This is a genomic window from Kitasatospora sp. NPDC053308 (genome assembly GCF_055585785.1).
In genome coordinates this window covers 284311-303300 of sequence record NZ_JBVJJY010000004.1, presented here as the reverse complement: position 1 = coordinate 303300, position 18990 = coordinate 284311, and the positions used below count along the sequence as shown (strand labels likewise).

The 18990-nt window shown below is 73.1% G+C and carries 16 protein-coding genes; 7 read left to right on the top strand and 9 right to left on the bottom strand.

What is annotated here, in order from left to right; translation table 11 throughout:
* Positions 1 to 412 precede the first annotated feature (412 nt).
* The gene (locus ACZ6Y7_RS11960; protein WP_465757756.1) at positions 413 to 1150 is read right to left on the bottom strand and encodes a GbsR/MarR family transcriptional regulator; all 738 of its coding nucleotides are present in this window, start codon (positions 1148 to 1150) and stop codon (positions 413 to 415) included.
* 214 nt (positions 1151 to 1364) lie between these two features.
* Between ACZ6Y7_RS11960 and ACZ6Y7_RS11955 the strand changes: the two genes are divergently transcribed.
* The 4 genes from ACZ6Y7_RS11955 (at position 1365) to ACZ6Y7_RS11940 (ending at position 4572) form a co-directional block, all read left to right on the top strand.
* Complete coding sequence (locus tag ACZ6Y7_RS11955) at positions 1365 to 2321, top strand: ATP-binding cassette domain-containing protein (RefSeq protein WP_465757755.1); 957 nt, start codon at positions 1365 to 1367, stop codon at positions 2319 to 2321.
* On the top strand, positions 2318 to 3121 hold the full coding sequence (locus ACZ6Y7_RS11950; protein WP_465757754.1) for an ABC transporter permease: 804 nt from the start codon (positions 2318 to 2320) through the stop codon (positions 3119 to 3121). The genes ACZ6Y7_RS11955 and ACZ6Y7_RS11950 overlap by 4 nt, the downstream gene beginning before the upstream one ends.
* 405 nt (positions 3122 to 3526) lie before the next feature.
* A complete protein-coding gene (locus tag ACZ6Y7_RS11945; protein WP_465757753.1) occupies positions 3527 to 3871 on the top strand; it encodes a hypothetical protein in 345 nt (114 codons plus the stop codon).
* A 137-nt stretch (positions 3872 to 4008) separates the two neighbouring features.
* Entirely contained in the window at positions 4009 to 4572 is a 564-nt protein-coding gene (locus ACZ6Y7_RS11940) for a diguanylate cyclase (protein ID WP_465757752.1), read from the top strand.
* A 473-nt stretch (positions 4573 to 5045) separates the two neighbouring features.
* On the opposite strand, the gene ACZ6Y7_RS11935 is transcribed toward ACZ6Y7_RS11940, so the two are convergent.
* The 3 genes from ACZ6Y7_RS11935 to ACZ6Y7_RS11925 form a co-directional block, all read right to left on the bottom strand.
* Positions 5046 to 5696, bottom strand: coding sequence for a DedA family protein (locus tag ACZ6Y7_RS11935; protein WP_465757751.1), 651 nt, complete (start codon positions 5694 to 5696; stop codon positions 5046 to 5048).
* A 69-nt stretch (positions 5697 to 5765) separates the two neighbouring features.
* Positions 5766 to 6560: a COG4705 family protein gene (locus ACZ6Y7_RS11930; RefSeq protein ID WP_465757750.1), complete on the bottom strand. Its 795-nt coding sequence runs from the start codon at positions 6558 to 6560 to the stop codon at positions 5766 to 5768.
* Between the two features lie 62 nt (positions 6561 to 6622).
* Positions 6623 to 7165: a hypothetical protein gene (locus ACZ6Y7_RS11925; RefSeq protein WP_465757749.1), complete on the bottom strand. Its 543-nt coding sequence runs from the start codon at positions 7163 to 7165 to the stop codon at positions 6623 to 6625.
* Between the two features lie 138 nt (positions 7166 to 7303).
* On the opposite strand from ACZ6Y7_RS11925, the gene ACZ6Y7_RS11920 reads away from it, so the two are divergent.
* Positions 7304 to 7981, top strand: coding sequence for a response regulator transcription factor (locus tag ACZ6Y7_RS11920; RefSeq protein ID WP_465757748.1), 678 nt, complete (start codon positions 7304 to 7306; stop codon positions 7979 to 7981).
* Positions 7982 to 8140: 159 nt separating this feature from the next.
* Here ACZ6Y7_RS11920 and ACZ6Y7_RS11915 read toward each other — a convergent pair whose 3' ends face one another.
* From ACZ6Y7_RS11915 to pip, 3 genes are all read right to left on the bottom strand, one after another.
* Positions 8141 to 9622 (bottom strand): sensor histidine kinase, encoded by a 1482-nt coding sequence (locus ACZ6Y7_RS11915; RefSeq protein WP_465757747.1) that lies wholly within the window; start codon positions 9620 to 9622, stop codon positions 8141 to 8143.
* Between the two features lie 241 nt (positions 9623 to 9863).
* A complete protein-coding gene (locus tag ACZ6Y7_RS11910) occupies positions 9864 to 11783 on the bottom strand; it encodes a S53 family peptidase (RefSeq protein WP_465758022.1) in 1920 nt (639 codons plus the stop codon).
* A 667-nt stretch (positions 11784 to 12450) separates the two neighbouring features.
* Positions 12451 to 13455 carry a prolyl aminopeptidase gene (pip, locus tag ACZ6Y7_RS11905; RefSeq protein ID WP_465757746.1) on the bottom strand — a complete coding sequence of 335 codons (1005 nt, stop codon included), beginning with the start codon at positions 13453 to 13455 and terminating at the stop codon, positions 12451 to 12453.
* A 708-nt stretch (positions 13456 to 14163) separates the two neighbouring features.
* On the opposite strand from pip, the gene ACZ6Y7_RS11900 reads away from it, so the two are divergent.
* A complete protein-coding gene (locus ACZ6Y7_RS11900) occupies positions 14164 to 15585 on the top strand; it encodes a non-reducing end alpha-L-arabinofuranosidase family hydrolase (RefSeq protein WP_465757745.1) in 1422 nt (473 codons plus the stop codon).
* A gap of 250 nt (positions 15586 to 15835) precedes the next feature.
* On the opposite strand, the gene ACZ6Y7_RS11895 is transcribed toward ACZ6Y7_RS11900, so the two are convergent.
* Complete coding sequence (locus ACZ6Y7_RS11895; protein WP_465757744.1) at positions 15836 to 16924, bottom strand: PP2C family protein-serine/threonine phosphatase; 1089 nt, start codon at positions 16922 to 16924, stop codon at positions 15836 to 15838.
* Positions 16925 to 17428: 504 nt separating this feature from the next.
* Here ACZ6Y7_RS11895 and ACZ6Y7_RS11890 point away from each other — a divergent pair.
* Complete coding sequence (locus ACZ6Y7_RS11890) at positions 17429 to 17632, top strand: cold-shock protein (protein ID WP_045694210.1); 204 nt, start codon at positions 17429 to 17431, stop codon at positions 17630 to 17632.
* A gap of 119 nt (positions 17633 to 17751) precedes the next feature.
* Here ACZ6Y7_RS11890 and ACZ6Y7_RS11885 read toward each other — a convergent pair whose 3' ends face one another.
* Positions 17752 to 18741 (bottom strand): aldo/keto reductase, encoded by a 990-nt coding sequence (locus ACZ6Y7_RS11885; protein WP_465757743.1) that lies wholly within the window; start codon positions 18739 to 18741, stop codon positions 17752 to 17754.
* Positions 18742 to 18990: the final 249 nt, after the last annotated feature.

Genomic DNA, 18990 nt, shown 5'->3' with positions numbered 1-18990 from the left:
CCGTTCCACGCACTGAGCCGGGGTCCCGCTCCGCCGAGCACGGGGCGCGGTCGCCATCGCGACCGGCCGACCCACGCAACGGACCCTCGAATCCATGCTCGTCCCGTCGGCGCCCTCCTCCGTATCGCAGCGTTTCCGCAGCGGAACGCGGGGCAAGCCGGGGCACCGGCCGCGGGCGTGCGGCGGGGACGGCCAGGGAAAGGGGAGCACAGCACGAAGCGCCCTCCGCCAAGGGCTCGCGCAGCGCCTGGCTCGACCACCCGCGCGCCGCAGCCTCGCCACCGCGATCGTCCGCTACGAACGGGAGGCGGCACCGCGCCAGAGGACCTCGATCTTCTGAAGCTCGCCGGGCCTCTCCTCGACGAGGCGCCATGCCCAGGACGAAACCTCCTCCGGGGTCAGTGTGGCGTGTTCACTCGTCAGTCCCGTCCGTCTTCCGAGGGTGGTTGGAGTAGATCTGGTGCCAGTGCTGGGCTGAGCGGGCCAAGTCGTCGATGACGTGGAGGAGGAACTGACTCATGTTCTCCAGTCGGGCGCCGGCCGGGGTGGTGATGCCGAGGTTCTGCGCTACGGCCTTACAGGCCTCGGCGATCTGGGCTTGGTTGCGTACGCCGGCCATGATGGATCGGAACGCTACGTCGTCGTCGATGGCGTAGCGTTCGGCGCGGCTGTGGGGGTCGCGTTCGCGTTTGATGAGTGCCTGGGTTTCCAGGTAGCCGACGGCCTTGGAGATGGAGGCGGGGCTGACGTGCAGGCGTCGCACGAGTTCCGCGGAGGTGAGGCTTCCGCTGTCGGTGGTGAACAACGCGGCGAGTACCCTGGCCATCATCTGCGGGAGTCCGGCCTGGATCATCAGTTCCACGCTCTGCGCATCCACCTCGTCCCCGAGCCGTGGACCGCGTCCGCCGGGGCCCTGTCCTGCTGGTGAGAGTGCCAGCGGAGAGGTCCTGCGCTGACGGGCGTGTCGTGTGCCGGCCCGGTGGGCCGCCTCGGCGTGGTACTCGCGTGGCCCACCGTTGCGCATCACTTCGCGGATGACGGTGGAGGTCGGCCGCCGGATGCGGCGGCCGATCGCGGCGTAGGTCAGCTCCTCGCGCAGTCCTGCGGCGATCTGCTGTCGGTCCTGGAGGGTGAGTCTGTCACCAGGCATCGGGCGTCCTCCGCTGTCGGCGTCGAGGCCACTCTAATGCAACGCGCATCGTTGCATTAGTCGGCATGAGTCATGCAACGATTTAGCGCTTCTATCTGCAGTTATGCGAGCGCTTCATCGACTGGAGATTGACGCTTTAGTGAATGCAACGTTACTTTCGCCGAGTGGCAAAGGTGTTCGTGCGGCACCGGATCTCACCGACGGGAGTGAACCCATGACTACCGATCAACCCGCGGTCGCGGCGACTGCGGTGCGCAAGGCGTACGGCGACCACGTGGTGCTCGACGGCATCGACCTCGATATCCCCGCGGGATCCGTCTTCGCGTTGCTCGGCCCGAACGGCGCCGGCAAGACGACCATGGTGCAGATCCTGTCCACGCTCATCCGCGCCGACGCCGGCGAAATGCGGGTCGGCGGCCACGACGTGGCCCGGGATCCGGACGCGGTCCGTGCCGCGATCGGCGTCACCGGCCAGTTCTCCGCAGTGGACGGCTTCCTCTCCGGCCAGGAGAACCTGCTGTTGATGGCCGACCTGAACCGCCTGCCCCGCCAGGAACGGCGGCAGCGCGCCGCGGACCTGCTTGCACGGTTCGATCTGGTGGACGCGGCCCGCAAGCCCGCGGCGACATATTCGGGTGGGATGCGCCGCCGCCTGGACCTCGCGATGACGCTGGTCGGCCGACCCCGGGTGATCTTCCTCGACGAGCCGACCACCGGGCTGGACCCGCGCAGCAGGAGGACCATGTGGGAGATCGTCCGCCGGCTGGTGACCGACGAGGGCGCCACGATCTTCCTCACCACCCAGTACCTCGAAGAGGCCGACCAGCTCGCCGATCGAATCGCCGTGCTGCACCAGGGAAGACTCGTCGCGCAGGGCTCGCCCCAGGAGCTCAAACGGCAGGTCGGCAGCGGCCACATCACCCTGCGCTTCGCCGACTCACACGGCTACGACCACGCGGCCCGGACGCTGGACGTGTCGTCCCGCAACGATGAGGCACGCACCCTGCAGATCCCCAGCCAGGGCGACGTCCGGGCGTTGCGCGCACTGCTGGACTGGCTCGACCGCGCCGCGCTCGCCGTCGACGAGCTCCAGGTCCACACCCCCGATCTCGATGACGTCTTCTTCGCCCTGACGGGCAACCCGGTCACGGAACAGGAGCCCGCCCGATGAGCAACGCTTCCAGTGCTGCTTCCCACGCCTTCGCCGACTCGGCGACCATGCTGCGTCGCCAATTACGGCACATGCTGCGTTATCCGACGCTCATCCTGACGGCTGCCGGGGTTCCGGTGGTCTTCCTGCTGCTGTTCGTCTACGTGCTCGGCGGCATCCTCGGCACCGGCCTCGGCGGACCCTCGGGCGGCCGGGACGCCTACGTGAACTACGTCGTCCCCGGCGTCCTCCTGATGACTGTGGCGACCGCGGCCCAGGGCACCGCGATCTCGGTAGCCATCGACATGACCGAGGGAATCGTCGCCCGGTTCCGCACCATGGCCATCGCCCGGGTCTCGGTGCTCACCGGTCATGTGCTGGGCAGCCTGATCCAGACCCTGCTGAGTATCGCCGCCGTCGTCGGGGTCGCGCTGCTGGTGGGATTCGAGCCGACCGCGGGCTTCGGCGAATGGCTCGGGGCGATCGGCGTGCTCGTCATGATCATCCTCGCGCTCACCTGGCTGTCGGTCGCACTGGCCATGGTCGCCAAGAGCGTCGCCACCGCGAGCAACATGATGACGCCGCTGATGGTCCTGCCCATGATGGGCAGCGGGTTCGCCCCCACCGACTCGATGCCGACAGGGCTGAAATGGTTCGCCGAGTACCAGCCGTTCACCCCCTTCATCGAAACCCTGCGCGGGCTGTTGATGGGCACCCCGATCGACGACAGCGCAATACAGACCATCGGTTGGTGTGCCCTGATCGCTCTGGTTGGCTATCTATGGGCCAAGAAGCTCTACGATCGCGAGCCCACCAAGTGAGCGGGGCTGCTCCTGTCCCGACGGCAGAGCCGCAGCCGGGGGGAACGATGACGGGTGCCGGCTGTGGAAACTCCCCTGACTGTCATCACCGGCGGGGTAAGCCTGCGGACCGAGCCGGGCCAGACGAGTGCAGATCCCGGCGTTGAGTTCGACGCGATGACCGACACCCCCCGCCCCCGCCGAGCCCGGACGGCTGGAGCTGGCCCCATGCAGTAACGGGCCCGCGCCCGCCGAGCGGGACCTGGGCCGCCCGGTCCGCGAGGCCCCCCCCGGTGCGCGGGGCGATCCAGCCGCCCCGGGTGGTTCACCCGATCGCCGACCTCGCGCCCTGCGGCGACCTGCCCGCCACCGCCCAGACCGGCCTGCCCGGCGGCGGGCTGCCCGCGGTCGACGTAGGTTGCGGACATGACCAGTGACGAGACGACGATCCCGGCCGTGGGGGTGCGCCCACTGGACGAGGTGTTCGACGCGATCGAGGCCGCCAACCGGCGACCGCGGCCGTGGACCGGCTTCGACCACGGCGTCCTCGGCGCCTACCGGTGGGCCGCCGGCGCGCAGGCCGCCGCGCCGGTGACCGCCGCCGCGGCGCTCGGGGCCGTCGGGCCCTGCCGGGCCCAGCTGCTGGCCGAGTGCCAGGCCGCCGCCGTCCGCCTGCGCGACGCGCTGGCCACGGGCGGGGACAGCGCGGGAGCCCTCGGTACCTACCGGGCGCTGGCGTGGCTGTGCGGCCACCACGACGACCGTCCCTGACCGCGACCGCTCCCCGTGGGAGGTGCCGACCCGTGCCCAGCCTGAACAGCCGACCCCGGTGGAGGACCCGGCGCTGCGATCCCGACCGCCCGGCGGCGTTCGGATCCGATGGCGTGTCCGATGGAGTGTCCGATGGCGTGGAGGAGGCCAGCAGGCGTTTCCTCCTCTACGGGGTGCTGCCGCTCTGGTTCGCCCCCGCCGTAGCCGACTGGGCCATGCACCGGCGCACCAGGATCGAGGACACCAGCGGACTGCGTGAGTCCCTGATCCACGCCCTGATGATGGCCGAGGCAGGCGGCCCGGTCGTCCTCGGCCTGACCGCCGAGATCAACCCCCTGGTCCTGACCGCCATGGCGGGCGCTGCCGTGGTCCACGGGGCCACCGCGCTGTGGGACGTGTCCCTGGCCACCGGTGAGCGGGAGATCACCCCGATCGAGCAGCACATCCACAGCTTCCTCGAGGTCCTCCCCCTCACCGCCGTCGCCTTCACCGCGTGCCTGCACTGGGACCAGGTCCGCTCCCTCCTGCGCGGCGGGGACTCCCGCCGCAGCTGGCGCCTGCACCCCAAGTCGCGCCCGCTGCCCACCGGGTACCTGGCCGGCTTCGCCGCAGGCGTCACGGCCTTCGTCGCCCTGCCCTACGGCGAGGAGCTGCTGCGCTGCGCACGCGCCCGGGCCGCCCGCCGCGAGAACCGGCCGTGACCGGGGCGGACCCGGTGCCGACGACCGGCGGCCCGGGTGCGCATCGGGCGGGGCACGGGTAGACGCGCCTGAACCCGCACGGCAAAGCCGTCCTCCGCGCAGCCGACTACCGACCGCCACCCGACGTGCCCCGCGCCACGAGCGCGCCGCCAACGATTCGTCCCAACCCGCCTGGACCCGTCGTCCAAGCAGCCCGTCTTCAAGACGGCGACCGTCCGCCTGGCCCCCCTCGAACAGCCCCGGTGACCCCGACCGGCCCATGCCGATATGACGAAGCGGAGGGCAACCGGCGGGGCATCAGGACGGCCAGTACGCCCAGGCCGTAGGCCGAGAAGGCGGCGATCGCCCCGCGCACCGGTCCGGGAAGCTGCTGGGCCCAGTGGTCGACGCTCAGGTAGAGGCCCCGTCGACCGGGCGGCCGTCGAAGGCGAGCAGCCGGGGACCGTCGGAGGCGGGCACCCGGGAGCCGGCCGTCACCGGGTAGCCGCCTGTCGGCGCGAACGCAGCAGCTCCAGGACGAGCGGCAGCAGGGACACCACGACCACGACGGCGACGATGGGCAGCAGGTAGTGGTCGACGTTCGGTACGGAGGAGCCGAGCGTGTACCCGGCGAGGACCAGCCCGAACGTCCACACGAGGCCGCCGATGACCTGCCAGAGGGTGAAGGTGCGGGCGTTGACGCCGAGCGCGCCCGCCAGCGGATTGAGAACGGTGCGCACCACGGGCACGAAGCGCGCGAGGACGACGGCCTTGGCGTGCCCGTAGCGGTGCAGGATCTCCTCGGCCCGCGCCGCCCCCTCGTGGAGGCGCCTGTTGCGGGAGCGGGTGAGCAGGGCCCGGCCGCCTCGGCGGCCGAGCAGGTAGCCGACCTGGGCACCGGCGAGGGCGCCGACCGCCGAGGCGGCGAGGACCTGGGCGAGGTCCAGGTGCGGGCCGCTGTGGGCGCCGGTGGTGCACAGCAGGCCCGCCGTGAACAGCAGGGAGTCGCCGGGCAGGAAGAAGCCCACGAGCAGGCCGGTCTCGGCGAACAGCACCACGGCGACGCCGAGGGCACCGAACGCGCCGAGGAGTGATCCTGCGTCCAGCGGGTTGACGGCCGGCAGGCTCGACGACAGGTTCACCATGGTCTGCGCCCTTCCTCGGGGAACGGGTTCGGTCGAAATGGTTTGCGGTTGCGGCTGCGGTCGGGTCAGTCAGTGTCCGGGCTCGCGCCGCTCGGTGACCCCCAGCCATGCCACGGCCACGACGATGACGACGGCGAGGAGGAGGCTGACCGCCCCGGTGCCGAGCGCCAGGCCGCCGCGTTCGCGGCTGACCCCGGCCCAGTCGGCGAAACAGGCACCCAGCGGGCGGGTGAGGACGTACGCCCACCAGAACGTGAGGACCGGTGACACGCCGGACAGCCGGTCGACGAGCGCCGGCAGCGCGATCAGCGCGGCGAACAGCAGTCCGGAGGGCAGGTAGCCCCAGCCCAGGGTCGCCGCGGTCAGGTCGCCGACGGCGGTGCCGAGCGCGAAGGTGGCCATTACCGCGCTCCAGTAGAAGACCTCACGGCGCCCGCCCGAGACCGTCTCCACCGCGAGGGTCCCCTCGGTGCGCCGCCACAGGACGAACACCAGGGCGAGGCAGCCGGCGAACGCCACCGCCGAAGCGGCGTACGGCACGCCCAGGGCGACGTGTGCGACATCGGCCGCCATGGTGCCGAACACGCTCACCATGACCACCGCCGCCCAGTACACCACCGGGACGTAGCGGCGGGTACGGGCCTGGGCGTACAGCGCGCCCGCCAGCAGCAGGGCGGCCGACCCGACCGCTGGCACCGGTCCCAGCACCCGGGCCAGGTAGTCGGACGTGGTCTCGCCCATACCGGTGGTGAGGATCTTGACCACCCAGAAGACCGCCGTGACCTGCGGGACCTTGCTCCAGGCGGGCCCTGCGGACAGGTTCGGGCTTCGGTGGGTGGACGGGGGGATCATCGTGGCGCCCACGAGGACTGCGCTTCCTTCCGTGATGCGCGGCCGTGGCCGCGAAGACGAGACGAGTGGGGGGATCAGCCGTTCAGGACCGTGTTGCCGGTGACCGTGGCGCCGTCGACCGTCACGAGGTGCCGCACGCCGTCCGGGCCGACGACCACCGCCTGCCAGGCGCGGTTGCCGCCCTGTTCGGTGGCCGGGGCCAGCGACTCGACCTTCCCGCCGGGCACGGCCGAGGAGGCCTTGGCCACCGCGTCGGCCGCGTCGGTCGACGGCAGCGGCGCCGGTGCCCCGTGCGCGTCCGGGCGCTGCTCCGCGTGGCCGCCCCGGTGGTGTCCGCCGTGCTCGTGGCCGTCCCGGCCGTCCTGACCCTCCCGGCCGTCCCGGCCGTCGGGCCGCTCCTGCTCGCCCGCGAGCCTGCGGTCGCCGTGGCCCTCGCCCTCGTGGTGGAGCGCGACCGCCGCCGTGCCACTGCCCAGCACGACCACCGCCGCCCCGACCACGACCCAGCGTCCGGTGCGCCCGCGCACCCACCGCCCGGCGCGCCCCAGACCCGTACGCGTTCTCCTCGAGGCCTTCTGCGGCTCGGCCTGCTCGGCGGCTTCCCTGGGCTCGTTCACGGCACCCACCCCTGTCCTCGACGGGCCCGGGACCGTTCCCGGGCGTGCCGCCAGCATGTCCGGGCGTTGCTGAAGATCGGCTGAAGAGCTGAAGGGGCCTTCAGGTCCCCGTCGGCGGGGCCTGCCATCCTGGTGGGCATGCGCGTACTGGTCGTGGAGGACGAACGGCGGCTGGCCCGGACGGTTCAGCTCGGGCTGGCGGCGGAGGGCTTCTCCGTCGACCTGGCCCACGACGGGCTCACCGGCCTGGCCAAGGCCATGGACCAGGACTACGACGTGATCGTCCTCGACATCATGCTGCCCGGCCTCAACGGCTACCGGGTGTGCTCCCGCCTGCGAGCGGCCGGCAGCGACGTCGGCATCCTGATGCTCACGGCCAAGGACGGGGAATGGGACGAGGCCGAGGCGTTGGACACCGGCGCCGACGACTACCTGTCCAAGCCGTTCTCCTTCGTCGTCCTCGTCGCCCGCCTCAAGGCGCTCGCCCGCCGGATCGGCAGCCGCGCGCCGCGACGCACCGTCCTGGGGGACCTCGTGGTCGACTCCGCCGCCCGCACCTGCAGCAGGGCCGGCACCCCCATCGCGCTCACGCCCCGGGAGTTCGCCATCCTCGACCACCTGGCCCGCCGGGCCGGCGAGGCCGTCTCCAAACGGGAGATCCTCGACGCGGTCTGGGACAGCGCCCTCGACAGCGACCCCAACACCGTCGAGGTCCACGTCAGCGCCCTCCGCCGCAAGATCGACACCCCGTACGGCCGGGCGGCGGTGCAGACCGTGCGCGGCGCCGGCTACCGGCTGGCGGCCGACGGCGGCTGAGCCGGAAAGGCGCGGGTTCCGCTGCCGCCGGATCCGACGCCGTACGGTCCGGCTCCGCCCGCTGCGGGGCCGGCCACGGGTCGCCCGAGCGGGCTCGCGCCGCCGCGACGGACGCGCGGCGCACGGCGCGTTCGGCCGGGCGCTCCGGAGGGGCGGGGCTCACACCGTGGGGTCGGGCAGGCGGGTGCGGAAGGTGGTGCCGTCCGGGGTGTCCCGGACGGTGAGAGTGCCGCCGTGGACGGTGGCGATGTCGCGGGCGATGGGCAGGCCCAGACCCGTGCCGCCGTCGTCGCGGCTGCGGGCCTCGTCGAGGCGGGTGAACCGTTCGAAGATCCGCTCCCGGTCGGCGGGATCGACCGGGGTGCCGTCGTTGGCCACGTCGAGGACCGCGTCCCGGGTGGCGGCATCCCTGGACAGCCGGACGGTGACGCGGTGCCGCGCATGGCGTTGGGCGTTGTCGAGGAGGTTGGTCAGCAGCCGTCCGAGCCACAGGGGGTTGCCGGTGACGGTGAGAGCGTCGGGTGTGTGCACGGCGACCGGGTGCGGCTGCGGGCCGCGGCCGTCCACGGTGGCCCGGACGAGGTCGGCGAGGTCGACCGGCTCGTGCGGGCGCTCGCTGCCGGCGGCGTCGAGGCGGGCGAGGAGCAGCAGGTCGGTGGCGAGGGACTGGAGGCGTTCGGTGTCCTCCAGGGCACCGGCGACGAGGCCGGTGCGCACCTGGGGGTCCGGATGGGTGAGGGCGATCTCGAGCTGGGCGCGCAGGCCGGTGAGGGGGCTGCGCAGTTCGTGGGAGGCGTCGGCGATGAAGCGGCGTTGGCGGGCGCCGGCGGTCTCCAGGCGGTCGAGCATGGCGTTCATCGTGCCCGCGAGGCGGGCGATCTCGTCGTCGCTACGGGGCTCCGGCACGCGCCGGTCGAGGTCGCGGTCCCCGATGGCGGCGACCTCGGCGCGGATCGCCTCCACCGGGCGCAGGGCGCGGCCCGTCGCGCGCCAGGTGAGGGTGGCGACGGTGACCAGCAGCACGGCGCTGAGGGCGGCCAGCGCGGCGGTGGTGAGGTCCTCGGCGGTGTCGGCCGTGCGGAGGGAGGCGCCGACGTGGATGGTCACGGGGCCGTCGGGGGTGTCGGCGGTCAGGGTGGTGACGCGTTGGTGGTGCTCGTCGCCGAGGGCGCGGAGGTCGTAGGTGGTGTGGCCGTGCTTGATCCCTGCGGGGGCGAGGGCCGGGTGCCCGGTGAGGTTCTGGCTGGCGGCGACGACCCTGCCGGTCGCGTCGGTGACCTGGATGAAGTCGGTGCCGTGGTCGAGTGGCACGGGTGTCGTGAGGCGGCCGTCGGTGGCGAGCCGGGCGATGGCCTGGGCCTGCTCACGGGCCCCCGTCTCGACGGTGCGTTCCAGGTTCGCCCGCAGCAGCAGGACGACGGCGGCGGACGCGGCGAGCAGGACGACGGCGACGCTGGCGCAGGCGGCGAGGGTGGTCCGGGCGCGGACGGAACGCGGCGCGAGGCGCTTGAGCAGCGGCGCGGTGCGCGGGTGCCGGGCGAGTCGGTTCCGTGCGGCACGGAGACGACGGCGGAGTGCCCGGGCATGTGCGCTCGGCGGCGCCGGGGCCGGGCTCGGTTCGTTCTCCGCCAGTTCTCGCATACCCCCAGGGTCGCAGGCCGCCGGACCGCGCAGCTGAAGGTGCCTTCAGGTTCGGCGTTCCTCCGGCGCCGCCGCCGTGGACTCCCGGCGCCACCGACCCGGAAGCTGCCGGGTCCCTCCGCGCACGCTGGGCACGGGCGACGGGCGACGGGCGACGGCGACGGGCGACGGGCGGAGGAGCCGGGGGCGCGGGAGGAGCCGCAGCGCGGGGGCGCCGCGGCTCCTGAGGGGGAGCGGGGTGTCAGGAGGTGGTGAGGGCGGTGTCGTCGATGACGAAGCTGGTCTGGAGCGAGGAGTCCTCGGTGCCGGTGAACTTGACGGTGACGCTCTGCCCGGCGAAGGCGGAGAGGTCGTAGCTGCGCACGGTGTAGCCGGCGGCCGCGTTGACGTTGCTGAAGGTCGCCAGGGTGGTGGAGCCCGCCTGGACGGTCAGCTTGTCGTACGCCGTGGAGCCGGACTCGGCGGTGTCGATGTGCAGGGCGAAGCTGAGGGTGGCCTTGCAGCCGGCCGGGATGGTGACCGTCTGGGCGAGGGTGTCGGTGTGGGTGGAGCCGTAGCCGTCGAGCCAGGCCTTCCAGCTGCCGCCGTGGGCGGGTTCGCTGCTGCTGTTGTCGATGACGCCGGCGCTCGCCGTCCAGGGCGAGGCGCTGCCGGTCTCGAAGCCGGGGTTGCCGAGCAGCTGGGTGGCGGTGCAGCCGCCGCCGGTGCCGGTGACGGTCCAGCCGAAGGTGGTGGAGCCGCTGGCGCCGGTGGTGTCGGTGGCGGTGACGGTCGTGGTGGAGCTGCCGGCGGTGGTGGCGGTGCCGCTGATCAGGCCGGTGGAGGTGTTGATGGAGAGTCCGGCCGGCAGGCCGCTGGCGCTGTAGCTGAGGCTCTGGCCGGAGGCGGAGTCGGTGGCGTGGATCTGCAGGCCGACCGGGGAGCCCTGGGCGCTGCTCTGGTTGCCGGGGTTGGTGACGGTGACGGTGTTGCCGCCGGTGGAGCCGTTGGTGAAGGCGGCGGTGCCGTTGGGGGTGCCGAGGCCGGTCGGGCCGTCGTAGCCGGCGCCGGCGGTGCACAGGTAGGCCGGGGAGCAGCTGCCGTTGGCGCCGCTGGTCACGTCGTACAGCGAACCGGTGTGCGCGTACGGGTAGGAGGCCGGGGTGGTGCCCGCGGCCGGGGTGCCGGCGAGGGCGTAGACGGCGGCGATGATCGGGGCGGAGGCGCTGGTGCCGCCGTAGACGTTCCAGCCGGAGCCGCCGTAGGTCTGGTAGACGGCCACGCCGGTGGCCGGGTCGGCGACGGCGGAGACGTCGGCGACGGTGCGCTTGGCGCAGCCGGTGTCGTGCTGCCAGCTCGGCTTGGCGTCGTAGGCGGAGCAGCCGGAGCCGGCGCCGTTGCCGCCGGAGCCGCTGCCCCACACCTTCTCGCTCCAACCGCGGGTGGTGGAGGCGCGGCTGAGGCTGGTGCCGCCCACCGCGGTGACGTACTGGGAGGCGGCCGGGTACTCGACGCCGTAGCCGGAGTCGCCGGAGGAGACGGTGATCGCGACGCCGGGGTGGTTGAAGTAACTGGCGTCCGAGCTCGGGTCGGTGGAGTCCTCGGAGCCGCCGTAGCTGTTGGAGACGTACTTGGCACCCAGCGAGACGGCGGTGTTCACCGCGGTGCCGAGGTTGTCCATGCTCGCGCTGTCGGCCTCGACCAGCAGGATGTGGCAGTTGGGGCAGACGGCGCTGACCATGTCGACGTCGAGCGAGATCTCGCCGGCCCAACCGCTGTCGGCGCTCGGGTAGTTGGTGCCGCCGCGCTGGTCGATCTTCTGGAAGCAGCCGTTGGCCGTGGTGCAGGCCGGCAGGCCGTACTGGGAGCGGTAGGCGGCCAGGTCGGACTCGGCGTTGGGGTCGTCATTGGCGTCGACGATGGCGACGGTGGCGCCGGAGCCCGCCGAGGTGGGCAGGTTGTAGGCGGAGGCGAGGTCGCTCGGGCCGTACCCCGAGGGGTTGATGTTCGGGGCCAGCGACAGGTGCTGGACCACGTCGGTGCGGGCGAGGGCCAGGCAGGCCATCTCGCCGGGGTGCGTGGGCGCGGCGCAGACCCGCTTGGTGGCGGCGCCGGCGGCGGGCGCGTCGGCCTGGGCGTGGGCGCCCGGCGCGGCGACCGCGAGCAGGCCGGTGGCGGCCATCGCCACGGCCGGTAGGGCGGCGAGCAGTCTGCGGGCCCGGGGCGGCCGCGGGCCGGTGGGGGAGTGGGAGCGCAAGGTTCGACCCTCCGTGGGGGACGAGGGGCGCGGCCGGTGCCGGCATGGGGGTTCTCGCCGGTGCGGGCTCGCGCCCGTGCTGACGGATCTCGGCATGTGCCGCCGGTCCCGGCGGATGGCCGTGGACCGGCGTGGTGCTTGCGCTGTACGGGAGTTGGGCGTTCCTGCGAGGGAACGTCAGGCTCATGACAGGCTGCTGCCCGTCGACGGCCGCATGCGCCGGACTGTCGCCGACCGGTGCGGCACTTGACGTTACTGACGGGTTGTCGAGGGCAACAAGGCGGCGGTCGCCGCCTTTACCGCCCCTTGCCCATGAATTTCCGAGGAGCAGAGCCGGGTGCCGCTCGTGCGGGTCGCTCCGTCCTGCCGGGGTGGCCGGCCGCGGCGAGCGGGGCTGCGGCGAGGCGGGCCGCTGCCGCCTCCGGGAGCGCGCCCGGGGTGATGGCGCGGGCGCGCCGCCCGGCAGGTCGACCGCGGGACGGGCCGAACCGCGGAGGCCGCCCTGGGCGGCGCCTGTCGGGGTGCACCCGCGCCGGGGCGGCCGTTCTTCGTGCCGGGCGTGCCGGGCGTGCCGGCGTCGGCGCTGTCGCCCTCAGCCGGCGTCGGACGGCACGCGCTCGCGGGCCGGTGCACGGGGCGCGAAGCGGGCGATCGCGTCATGGATGTGCCGGACCTTGGTCGCGCTGTCGAGGTGCCCGGCGTCCTCGGCGACCTTCACCTCGGCCTCCGGCCAGGCCCTGGCCAGCTCCCGGACTCCTTCGAGCGGCGCGTTCAGGTCCATCCGGCCGTGCACCAGCACCCCGGGGATCCCGGCCAGCCGGCCGGCCCCGCGGAGGAGCGCGCCGTCCTCGAGGAACAGCCCGTGGGAGAAGTAGTGCGCGCAGAGGCGGGTGAGGCCCATCCGCTCGCGGGCAGGGAGGCTCGTGAAAACCCCGGACGTGCCCTGGGCCTCGTGGGAGAGCAGGACGTCCTCCCAGGCCGACCAGTCCAGCGAGGCCCTGTCCCGGACCTCCGGGTCCGGGTGCTCCATCAACCGGGCGTAGCCGCCCAGGAGGTCCAGGACGTCGTCGTCGCGGGAGGCGCCCGGCACCCCGGCGACGAACCGCTCCCATTCCTCCGGGTAGAAGCGCCCGGCCTGGCGGTACAGCCAGTCGATGTCCCGGCGGCGTCCGCCGAAGACGGCCGCCAGGATGATCTCGGACACCCGCTCCGGGTGCTGCTGGGCGTAGGCCAGGCTGAGCACCGATCCCCAGGAGTAGCCGTAGAGCAGCCAGCGTTCGATGCCCAGGTGCTCGCGCAGCTTCTCCATGTCGGCGATCAGGTGGTGGGTGGTGTTGTGCCGAAGGTCGGTGGTCGGGTCCCCGGCGTGCGGGGTGCTGTCGCCGCAGCCGCGCTGGTCGAAGAGCACCAGCCGGTAGCCCGCCGGGTCGAACCGCCGGTACCCGCCCCGGGCGAAGCCGCCGCCCGGGCCGCCGTGCACGACGACGGCGGGCTTGCCGCCGGGCGTTCCGCGGACCTGCCAGTACACCCGGTGACCGTCGCCGACGTCGAGCATGCCCTCGTCGTGGGGCTGCGGCGCTGTGTTCGGGCGGGTCACGTGCGCTCCTTCGGTGAGGTGGTTCACGTCGCGGCTGCAGGGCCCGGGCCCAGGGCTCGGCCGGCCCGCCGCACCCGGAGGAATCTACCGACCGGCCGTCAGAAGTGCCATGGCGAGGCGGTCGTGGTGACGGGTCTCCGCGGCGGGACGCGCGGCGGTGCCCGGCGGCGGCCGACGGGCGGGGCGCGGAGCCTGCGGGCGGGACGGCGGGTGGCGGGTGGCGGCGGACGCGAGCGCCCGGCGGTCGGCCGGCCGAAGACGAGCGGGACGGCGGGTGCGCCGCCTCCGTCAGGAAAGTCGTTGCAGCCGTCTTGACGTGCTCGGGTGGGCGGGTATTGACTCCGCTCACATCCCCGGTCTTCCCCCGCCCCGTGACAGGAGGGCGCACGTCGAGCTGAATTGTTAGCGCTAACATTTTTGCGCAGCCGTACACCGCCCTCATCGGCCCGGTGGACGGCAACGCCCTTCGCGCGCGGCGGAGTCGGGGTGTACCCGTCCGCCGTCGCCTGCGCTCCTGCCGGGAGGAGCACCCCGTGCGGGGCCTCCGAAGTCCGCCCGGTCCAGAGCGAGGGCCCGTCGTCCGCCGATCGTAACTCCCGGCGCGCGCCGACAGGTTGCCCCCGTGTAAACGACGCCCGAGGTCCGACGGCCCCCGGGCAACGACAACGAGCCGTGTGACAACGGCACGCCTCAGACAGGGAGATCCCCATGCAGAGACCAGGTTCCCACCGCAGGCCCTTGCCCGTCGTGCTCACCGCCGTGCTCGCGGCGGTGGTGGCGTTGGCGTCGGCGCTCGTCGCGGCTCCGGCTCAGGCGGCCGGCAGCGGCGCCCTGCGGGGCGTGGGTTCAGGCCGGTGCCTCGACGTGCCGAACGCCGGCCGGAACGACGGCACGTTCCTGCAGATCTGGGACTGCACGGGCGGATCCAACCAGCAGTGGACGCTGACGGACGGCAACCAGCTGACCGTGTACGGCGACAAGTGTCTGGACGTCCCGGGCCACGCCACCACCGCCGGCACCCGGGTGGAGATCTGGACCTGCAGCGGCGGGGCGAACCAGCAGTGGCGGGTGAACTCCGACGGCTCGGTCGTCGGGGTGGAGTCCGGGCTGTGCCTGGACGTCAGCGGCGGCGGTACGGCCAACGGGACGGCGGTGCAGCTCTGGAACTGCAGCGGTGCCGGCAACCAGAAGTGGACCGGCCTGTCCGGGACGGGCACCACGTGCGCTCTCCCGTCGACGTACCGGTGGACCTCGACCGGTCCGCTGGCGGAGCCGGTGAACGGGGGAGCCGCGCTGAAGGACTTCACCGACGTCGTCTACAACGGCAAGCACCTGGTCTACGCGACCTACTCCGACGGGACGTCGTGGAAGTCGATGGGATTCGCCCCCTTCACGAACTGGTCGGACATGGCCTCGGCCACTCAGACCGTGATGTCCTCGTCCGCGGTGGCGCCCCAGCTGTTCTACTTCGCACCCAAGAACACCTGGGTGCTGGCCTCCCTCGGGTGGGGGACCGCCTGGCCCTTCACCTACCGCACGTCCAGCGACCCCACCAACCCCAACGGCTGGTCCGCGCCGCAGGCGCTGTTCACCGGCAGCCTCCCCACCGGCGGCCCGATCGACCCGACCCTGATCGCCGACGACCAGAACATGTACCTGTTCTTCGCCGGTGACAACGGCAGCATCTACCGGGCGAGCATGCCGCTCGGGAACTTCCCCGGGAACTTCGGCTCCTCGTACACCACCGTCATGAGCGACACGGTGCAGAACCTGTTCGAGGCGCCCCAGGTCTACAAGGTCCAGGGCCAGAACCAGTACCTGATGATCGTCGAGGCCCGGGACGTGAACGAGCACCGCTACTTCCGCTCCTTCACCGCCACCAGCCTGAACGGCTCCTGGACCCCGCAGGCCGCCACCGCGGGCAACCCCTTCGCCGGCAAGGCCAACAGCGGCGCCACCTGGACGAACGACATCAGCCACGGTGACCTCGTCCGCACCAACCCCGACCAGACCATGACCGTCGACCCCTGCAACCTGCAGCTCCTCTACCAGGGCCGGAACCCCGCCTCGGACGGCACGTCCTACATCCAACTGCCGTACCGGCCGGGCGTGCTCACCCTGCAGCGCTGACCCTGCACGGCGGCGGCCGAGAGCCGGTGCTCGACGCCCCGGGGGACCCCGGTCGCACGGCGGCCGGGGTCCCCCGGGCACCGTGCCCCGGTTCCGGGCGCGTGGTTCCGGGGCGCCCGGTGCCGGACGGCTGTCGCCGACCGGCACGCTCGGCGTCGTGGACCGCGCGACGTGCGCAGGAGCCCGGTCGCGCATCCCGGTCCGGAGGCCGCGTCGGCCCCGTCGTCCAGGTGGTTCGCCGGTGCGCAGGTCACGGCTCCCAGCGGATCGCGAGCAGTGCCGCGTCGTCCGTCAGGCCGGCGGCGCCGACCCAGGCCCCCACGTCCGCCAGCAGGGCGTCCAGCAGGTCGGCGGGGCTCCCCGCGGGCAGTTCCGGCAGCCGCTCCTCCAGCGGGTAGAAGACGCCCCCGGCGCCGCGGGCCTCGGTCACCCCGTCGGTGTGCAGGAGCAGCACGTCCCCCGGGCGGGCCTCGAACCGGCCCGTCGGGTACCCGCCGCCGGTCAGCCCCAGCAGCCCGAGCGGAGGCGCGGGCGTCGGCGGCGTCAGTGCGGTGACCCGGTCGGCCCGGCGCAGCAGCGGGGGAGGGTGGCCGCAGTTCACCAGCGTGACCGGCTCCCGGCCGGGCGGTACGGACAGCAGCAGCGCGGTGGCGAAACGCCCCTCGCCCGGGCGGGCGGCCAGCGCGTCGTCCAGGCGCTCGGCCAGCCGGCCGAGGTCGGCCTCGGTGCGGGCCGCCGCACGGAACACCCCCAGGACGTCCGCCGCCGTCTCGACGGCCGGCAGGCCGTGCCCCTGCACGTCTCCCAGCAGGATCCGCACACCGTAACCGGTCTGCTCCACGGCGTAGAGGTCCCCGCCGATCCGCGCCTCGGCGGCCGCGGCGACGTAGCGCACGGCGGTCCGCAGCGGACCGATCCGTTCCGGCGGCGGGCGCAGCAGGGCCCGCTGCGCCGCCTCCGCCACCGTGCGGACCTGGAAGAGCTCCCGCTCCCGGGCCGCCACCAGCACCACGTTGGCGGCGCTGGCCAGGGTCGCGGCGAGCACGGTGATCAACGCGGTGAGGTGCACCTCGGTCGACAGCTCGGTGTTGGTGCTCTCCAGCAGGCCGACGGCCAGCACGGCCAGGCCGCCGGCCGCCAGCGGCACCCGGGCGCTGCGGGTGGTCGCCCCGGCCAGCACCGGCGCCACCGCCAGGACGGGCGACAGCGTCGTCCCGGGCCCGGTCACCAGGTCGGCCACCATGGCGGCGATCAGCAGCAGGAAGGCGCAGAACAGCAGCAGCCGGGTGCGCCGCGGCAGGTGCAGCGGCGGCATCCCGTCCGGTCTGTCGGCACGCACGTGTCCTCCAGGCTGGGTAGGGCCCCACCCTCCACTCTCTCCGGGCTCCCGGCGGGCGGCACCTCGGGTCGGCGGTGGCGGGAGCGGTGGCGGGAATTCCCGGTGCGGAGAATTCCCGGCCGGACGGCGCGGCATTCCGCCGGGGGCGCGCGCTCCGCGCCGCGCGCCGCGGAAATCCGGCCGGGAATCGGCGGTGTCGCGGACGTCCGGCCGCATGGTCAACCCGCTTGCCGCTCGCGGCCGTTCACGACCGTCCCGGGCCGGTAGCGGCTGCTCGGCGGGCCGGCCCGGCGAAACCGGGAGGGAATCGTCCCGCCACGGCGGCCCGTGGCCTGCTACAGTCGATGACGTTGCAGTAGTGGTTCCCATGAACTTTGTGTGCGCCTGCTGATGTATGGCAGGCGCATTTTTTGTTCCCCGGCTCATCCCCGGTGGGCGCTCCATGCGGTGACTCGAAGCGCGCGCCGTGCGTGTTTCGAACAGTCCCTTGAAGGAGATTTATCAATGGCTAATGGCACTGTGAAGTGGTTCAACTCGGAGAAGGGCTTCGGCTTCATCGAGCAGGAGGGTGGCGGCCCCGACGTCTTCGCCCACTACTCGAACATCAACGCCAACGGCTTCCGTGAGCTGCTCGAGGGCCAGAAGGTCGAGTTCGACGTCACGCAGGGCCAGAAGGGCCCGCAGGCGGAGAACATTCGCCCGCTGTAGTTCCTCCGCCCGGCACCCGCCGGGCAGCGAAGGGCCCGCACCGCGCATGACGCCCGGTGCGGGCCCTTCCGTCGTGACGCGCCGCCCCGCCGATCGGGGTTCTGCTCAGGGGCGGTCGTTCAGCGGTTCACCGCCCGCATCCCGTCCGCGTCGTAGCGCTCACCCGCCGCCTCGGGCAGCTCGGCGTCGATGCGGGCCAGGTCCTCGGCGGTCAGGACGACGTCGACCGCGCCCGCGTTCTGCTCCAGGTAGGTGCGGCGCTTGGTGCCCGGGATCGGCACCAGGTCCTCGCCGCGGGCCAGGACCCAGGCGATCGCCAGCTGGGCCGGGGTGACCTCCTTCTCGGCGGCGATCTCCTTGACCTTCTCGGCGAGCCGGAGGTTGGCCGCCAGATTGGCCTCGGTGAACCGCGGGTTGGTGCGGCGGAAGTCGTCCTTGTCGAGCTCGTCCGGGGAGCTGAAGCGGCCCGCGAGGAAGCCGCGGCCGAGCGGGGAGTACGGCACGAAGCCGATGCCGAGCTCCCGGCAGGTGGGGAGTACCTCGGCCTCCACGTCCCGGGTCCAGAGCGAGTACTCGCTCTGGACGGCGGTGACCGGGTGGACGGCGTCGGCGCGCCGGATCGTCTCGCCGCTCGCCTCGCTCAGCCCGATGTACCGCACCTTGCCCTCGGCGACCAGTTCGCCGAGCGCGCCGACGGTCTCCTCGATGGGCACGTTCGGGTCGACCCGGTGCTGGTAGTACAGATCGATGTGGTCGGTGCCGAGCCGCGCGAGCGAACCGTGGACGGAGCTGCGGACGTGCTTGGCCGAGCCGTCCTGGCGGCCCACGGTCGACATGTCGCCCGGAACGGCGCCGTCCATGCGGTAGTTGAACTTGGTGGCGATCACGTACTCGTCACGGTGCCCCCGGACGGCCTCGCCGACCAGGGACTCGTTGGTGAGCGGTCCGTAGACCTGCGCGGTGTCGAGGAAGGTGATGCCGAGGTCCAGGGCGCGCCGGATGGTCGCGACGCCCTCGTCCTGGTCGGCCGTGCCGTAGAAGGCGGACATCCCCATGCAGCCGAGGCCGATGGCCGATACCTGGAGGTCCCGCAGACTGCGCTGTTGCATGTGGCGTGCCAGCCCCTCGTCTCGTACTTCCCGCGGCCCGACGTCCTTGCGACGCCCCGGTCCGGTCGACCGGTCGGCCGTGTCCCGTCGGAGAGGACCCTACGGTGCCGGAGCCGTCCGGCGGCGGGAAGGGAAGGGGGGGGGGGGAGGGGGGGGGGGGGGGGGGGGCATTTCTATGTGGCCCGCCAAGGCGAGTTTTATTGGAGGGGGATGTTGTTCCCCACGGAGAGACCTGTCGGGGTTTGCCCC

What these genes read in the sequence shown, in the direction of transcription:
- ACZ6Y7_RS11960 (WP_465757756.1), bottom strand. Translation starts at nt 1,150, where the DNA reads ATGCCTGGTGACAGACTCACCCTCCAGGACCGACAGCAGATCGCCGCA.
- ACZ6Y7_RS11955 (WP_465757755.1), top strand. Translation starts at nt 1,365, where the DNA reads ATGACTACCGATCAACCCGCGGTCGCGGCGACTGCGGTGCGCAAGGCG.
- ACZ6Y7_RS11950 (WP_465757754.1), top strand. Translation starts at nt 2,318, where the DNA reads ATGAGCAACGCTTCCAGTGCTGCTTCCCACGCCTTCGCCGACTCGGCG.
- ACZ6Y7_RS11945 (WP_465757753.1), top strand. Translation starts at nt 3,527, where the DNA reads ATGACCAGTGACGAGACGACGATCCCGGCCGTGGGGGTGCGCCCACTG.
- ACZ6Y7_RS11935 (WP_465757751.1), bottom strand. Translation starts at nt 5,696, where the DNA reads ATGGTGAACCTGTCGTCGAGCCTGCCGGCCGTCAACCCGCTGGACGCA.
- ACZ6Y7_RS11920 (WP_465757748.1), top strand. Translation starts at nt 7,304, where the DNA reads ATGCGCGTACTGGTCGTGGAGGACGAACGGCGGCTGGCCCGGACGGTT.
- ACZ6Y7_RS11915 (WP_465757747.1), bottom strand. Translation starts at nt 9,622, where the DNA reads ATGCGAGAACTGGCGGAGAACGAACCGAGCCCGGCCCCGGCGCCGCCG.
- ACZ6Y7_RS11910 (WP_465758022.1), bottom strand. Translation starts at nt 11,783, where the DNA reads ATGGCCGCCACCGGCCTGCTCGCGGTCGCCGCGCCGGGCGCCCACGCC.
- ACZ6Y7_RS11900 (WP_465757745.1), top strand. Translation starts at nt 14,164, where the DNA reads ATGCAGAGACCAGGTTCCCACCGCAGGCCCTTGCCCGTCGTGCTCACC.
- ACZ6Y7_RS11890 (WP_045694210.1), top strand. Translation starts at nt 17,429, where the DNA reads ATGGCTAATGGCACTGTGAAGTGGTTCAACTCGGAGAAGGGCTTCGGC.
- ACZ6Y7_RS11885 (WP_465757743.1), bottom strand. Translation starts at nt 18,741, where the DNA reads ATGCAACAGCGCAGTCTGCGGGACCTCCAGGTATCGGCCATCGGCCTC.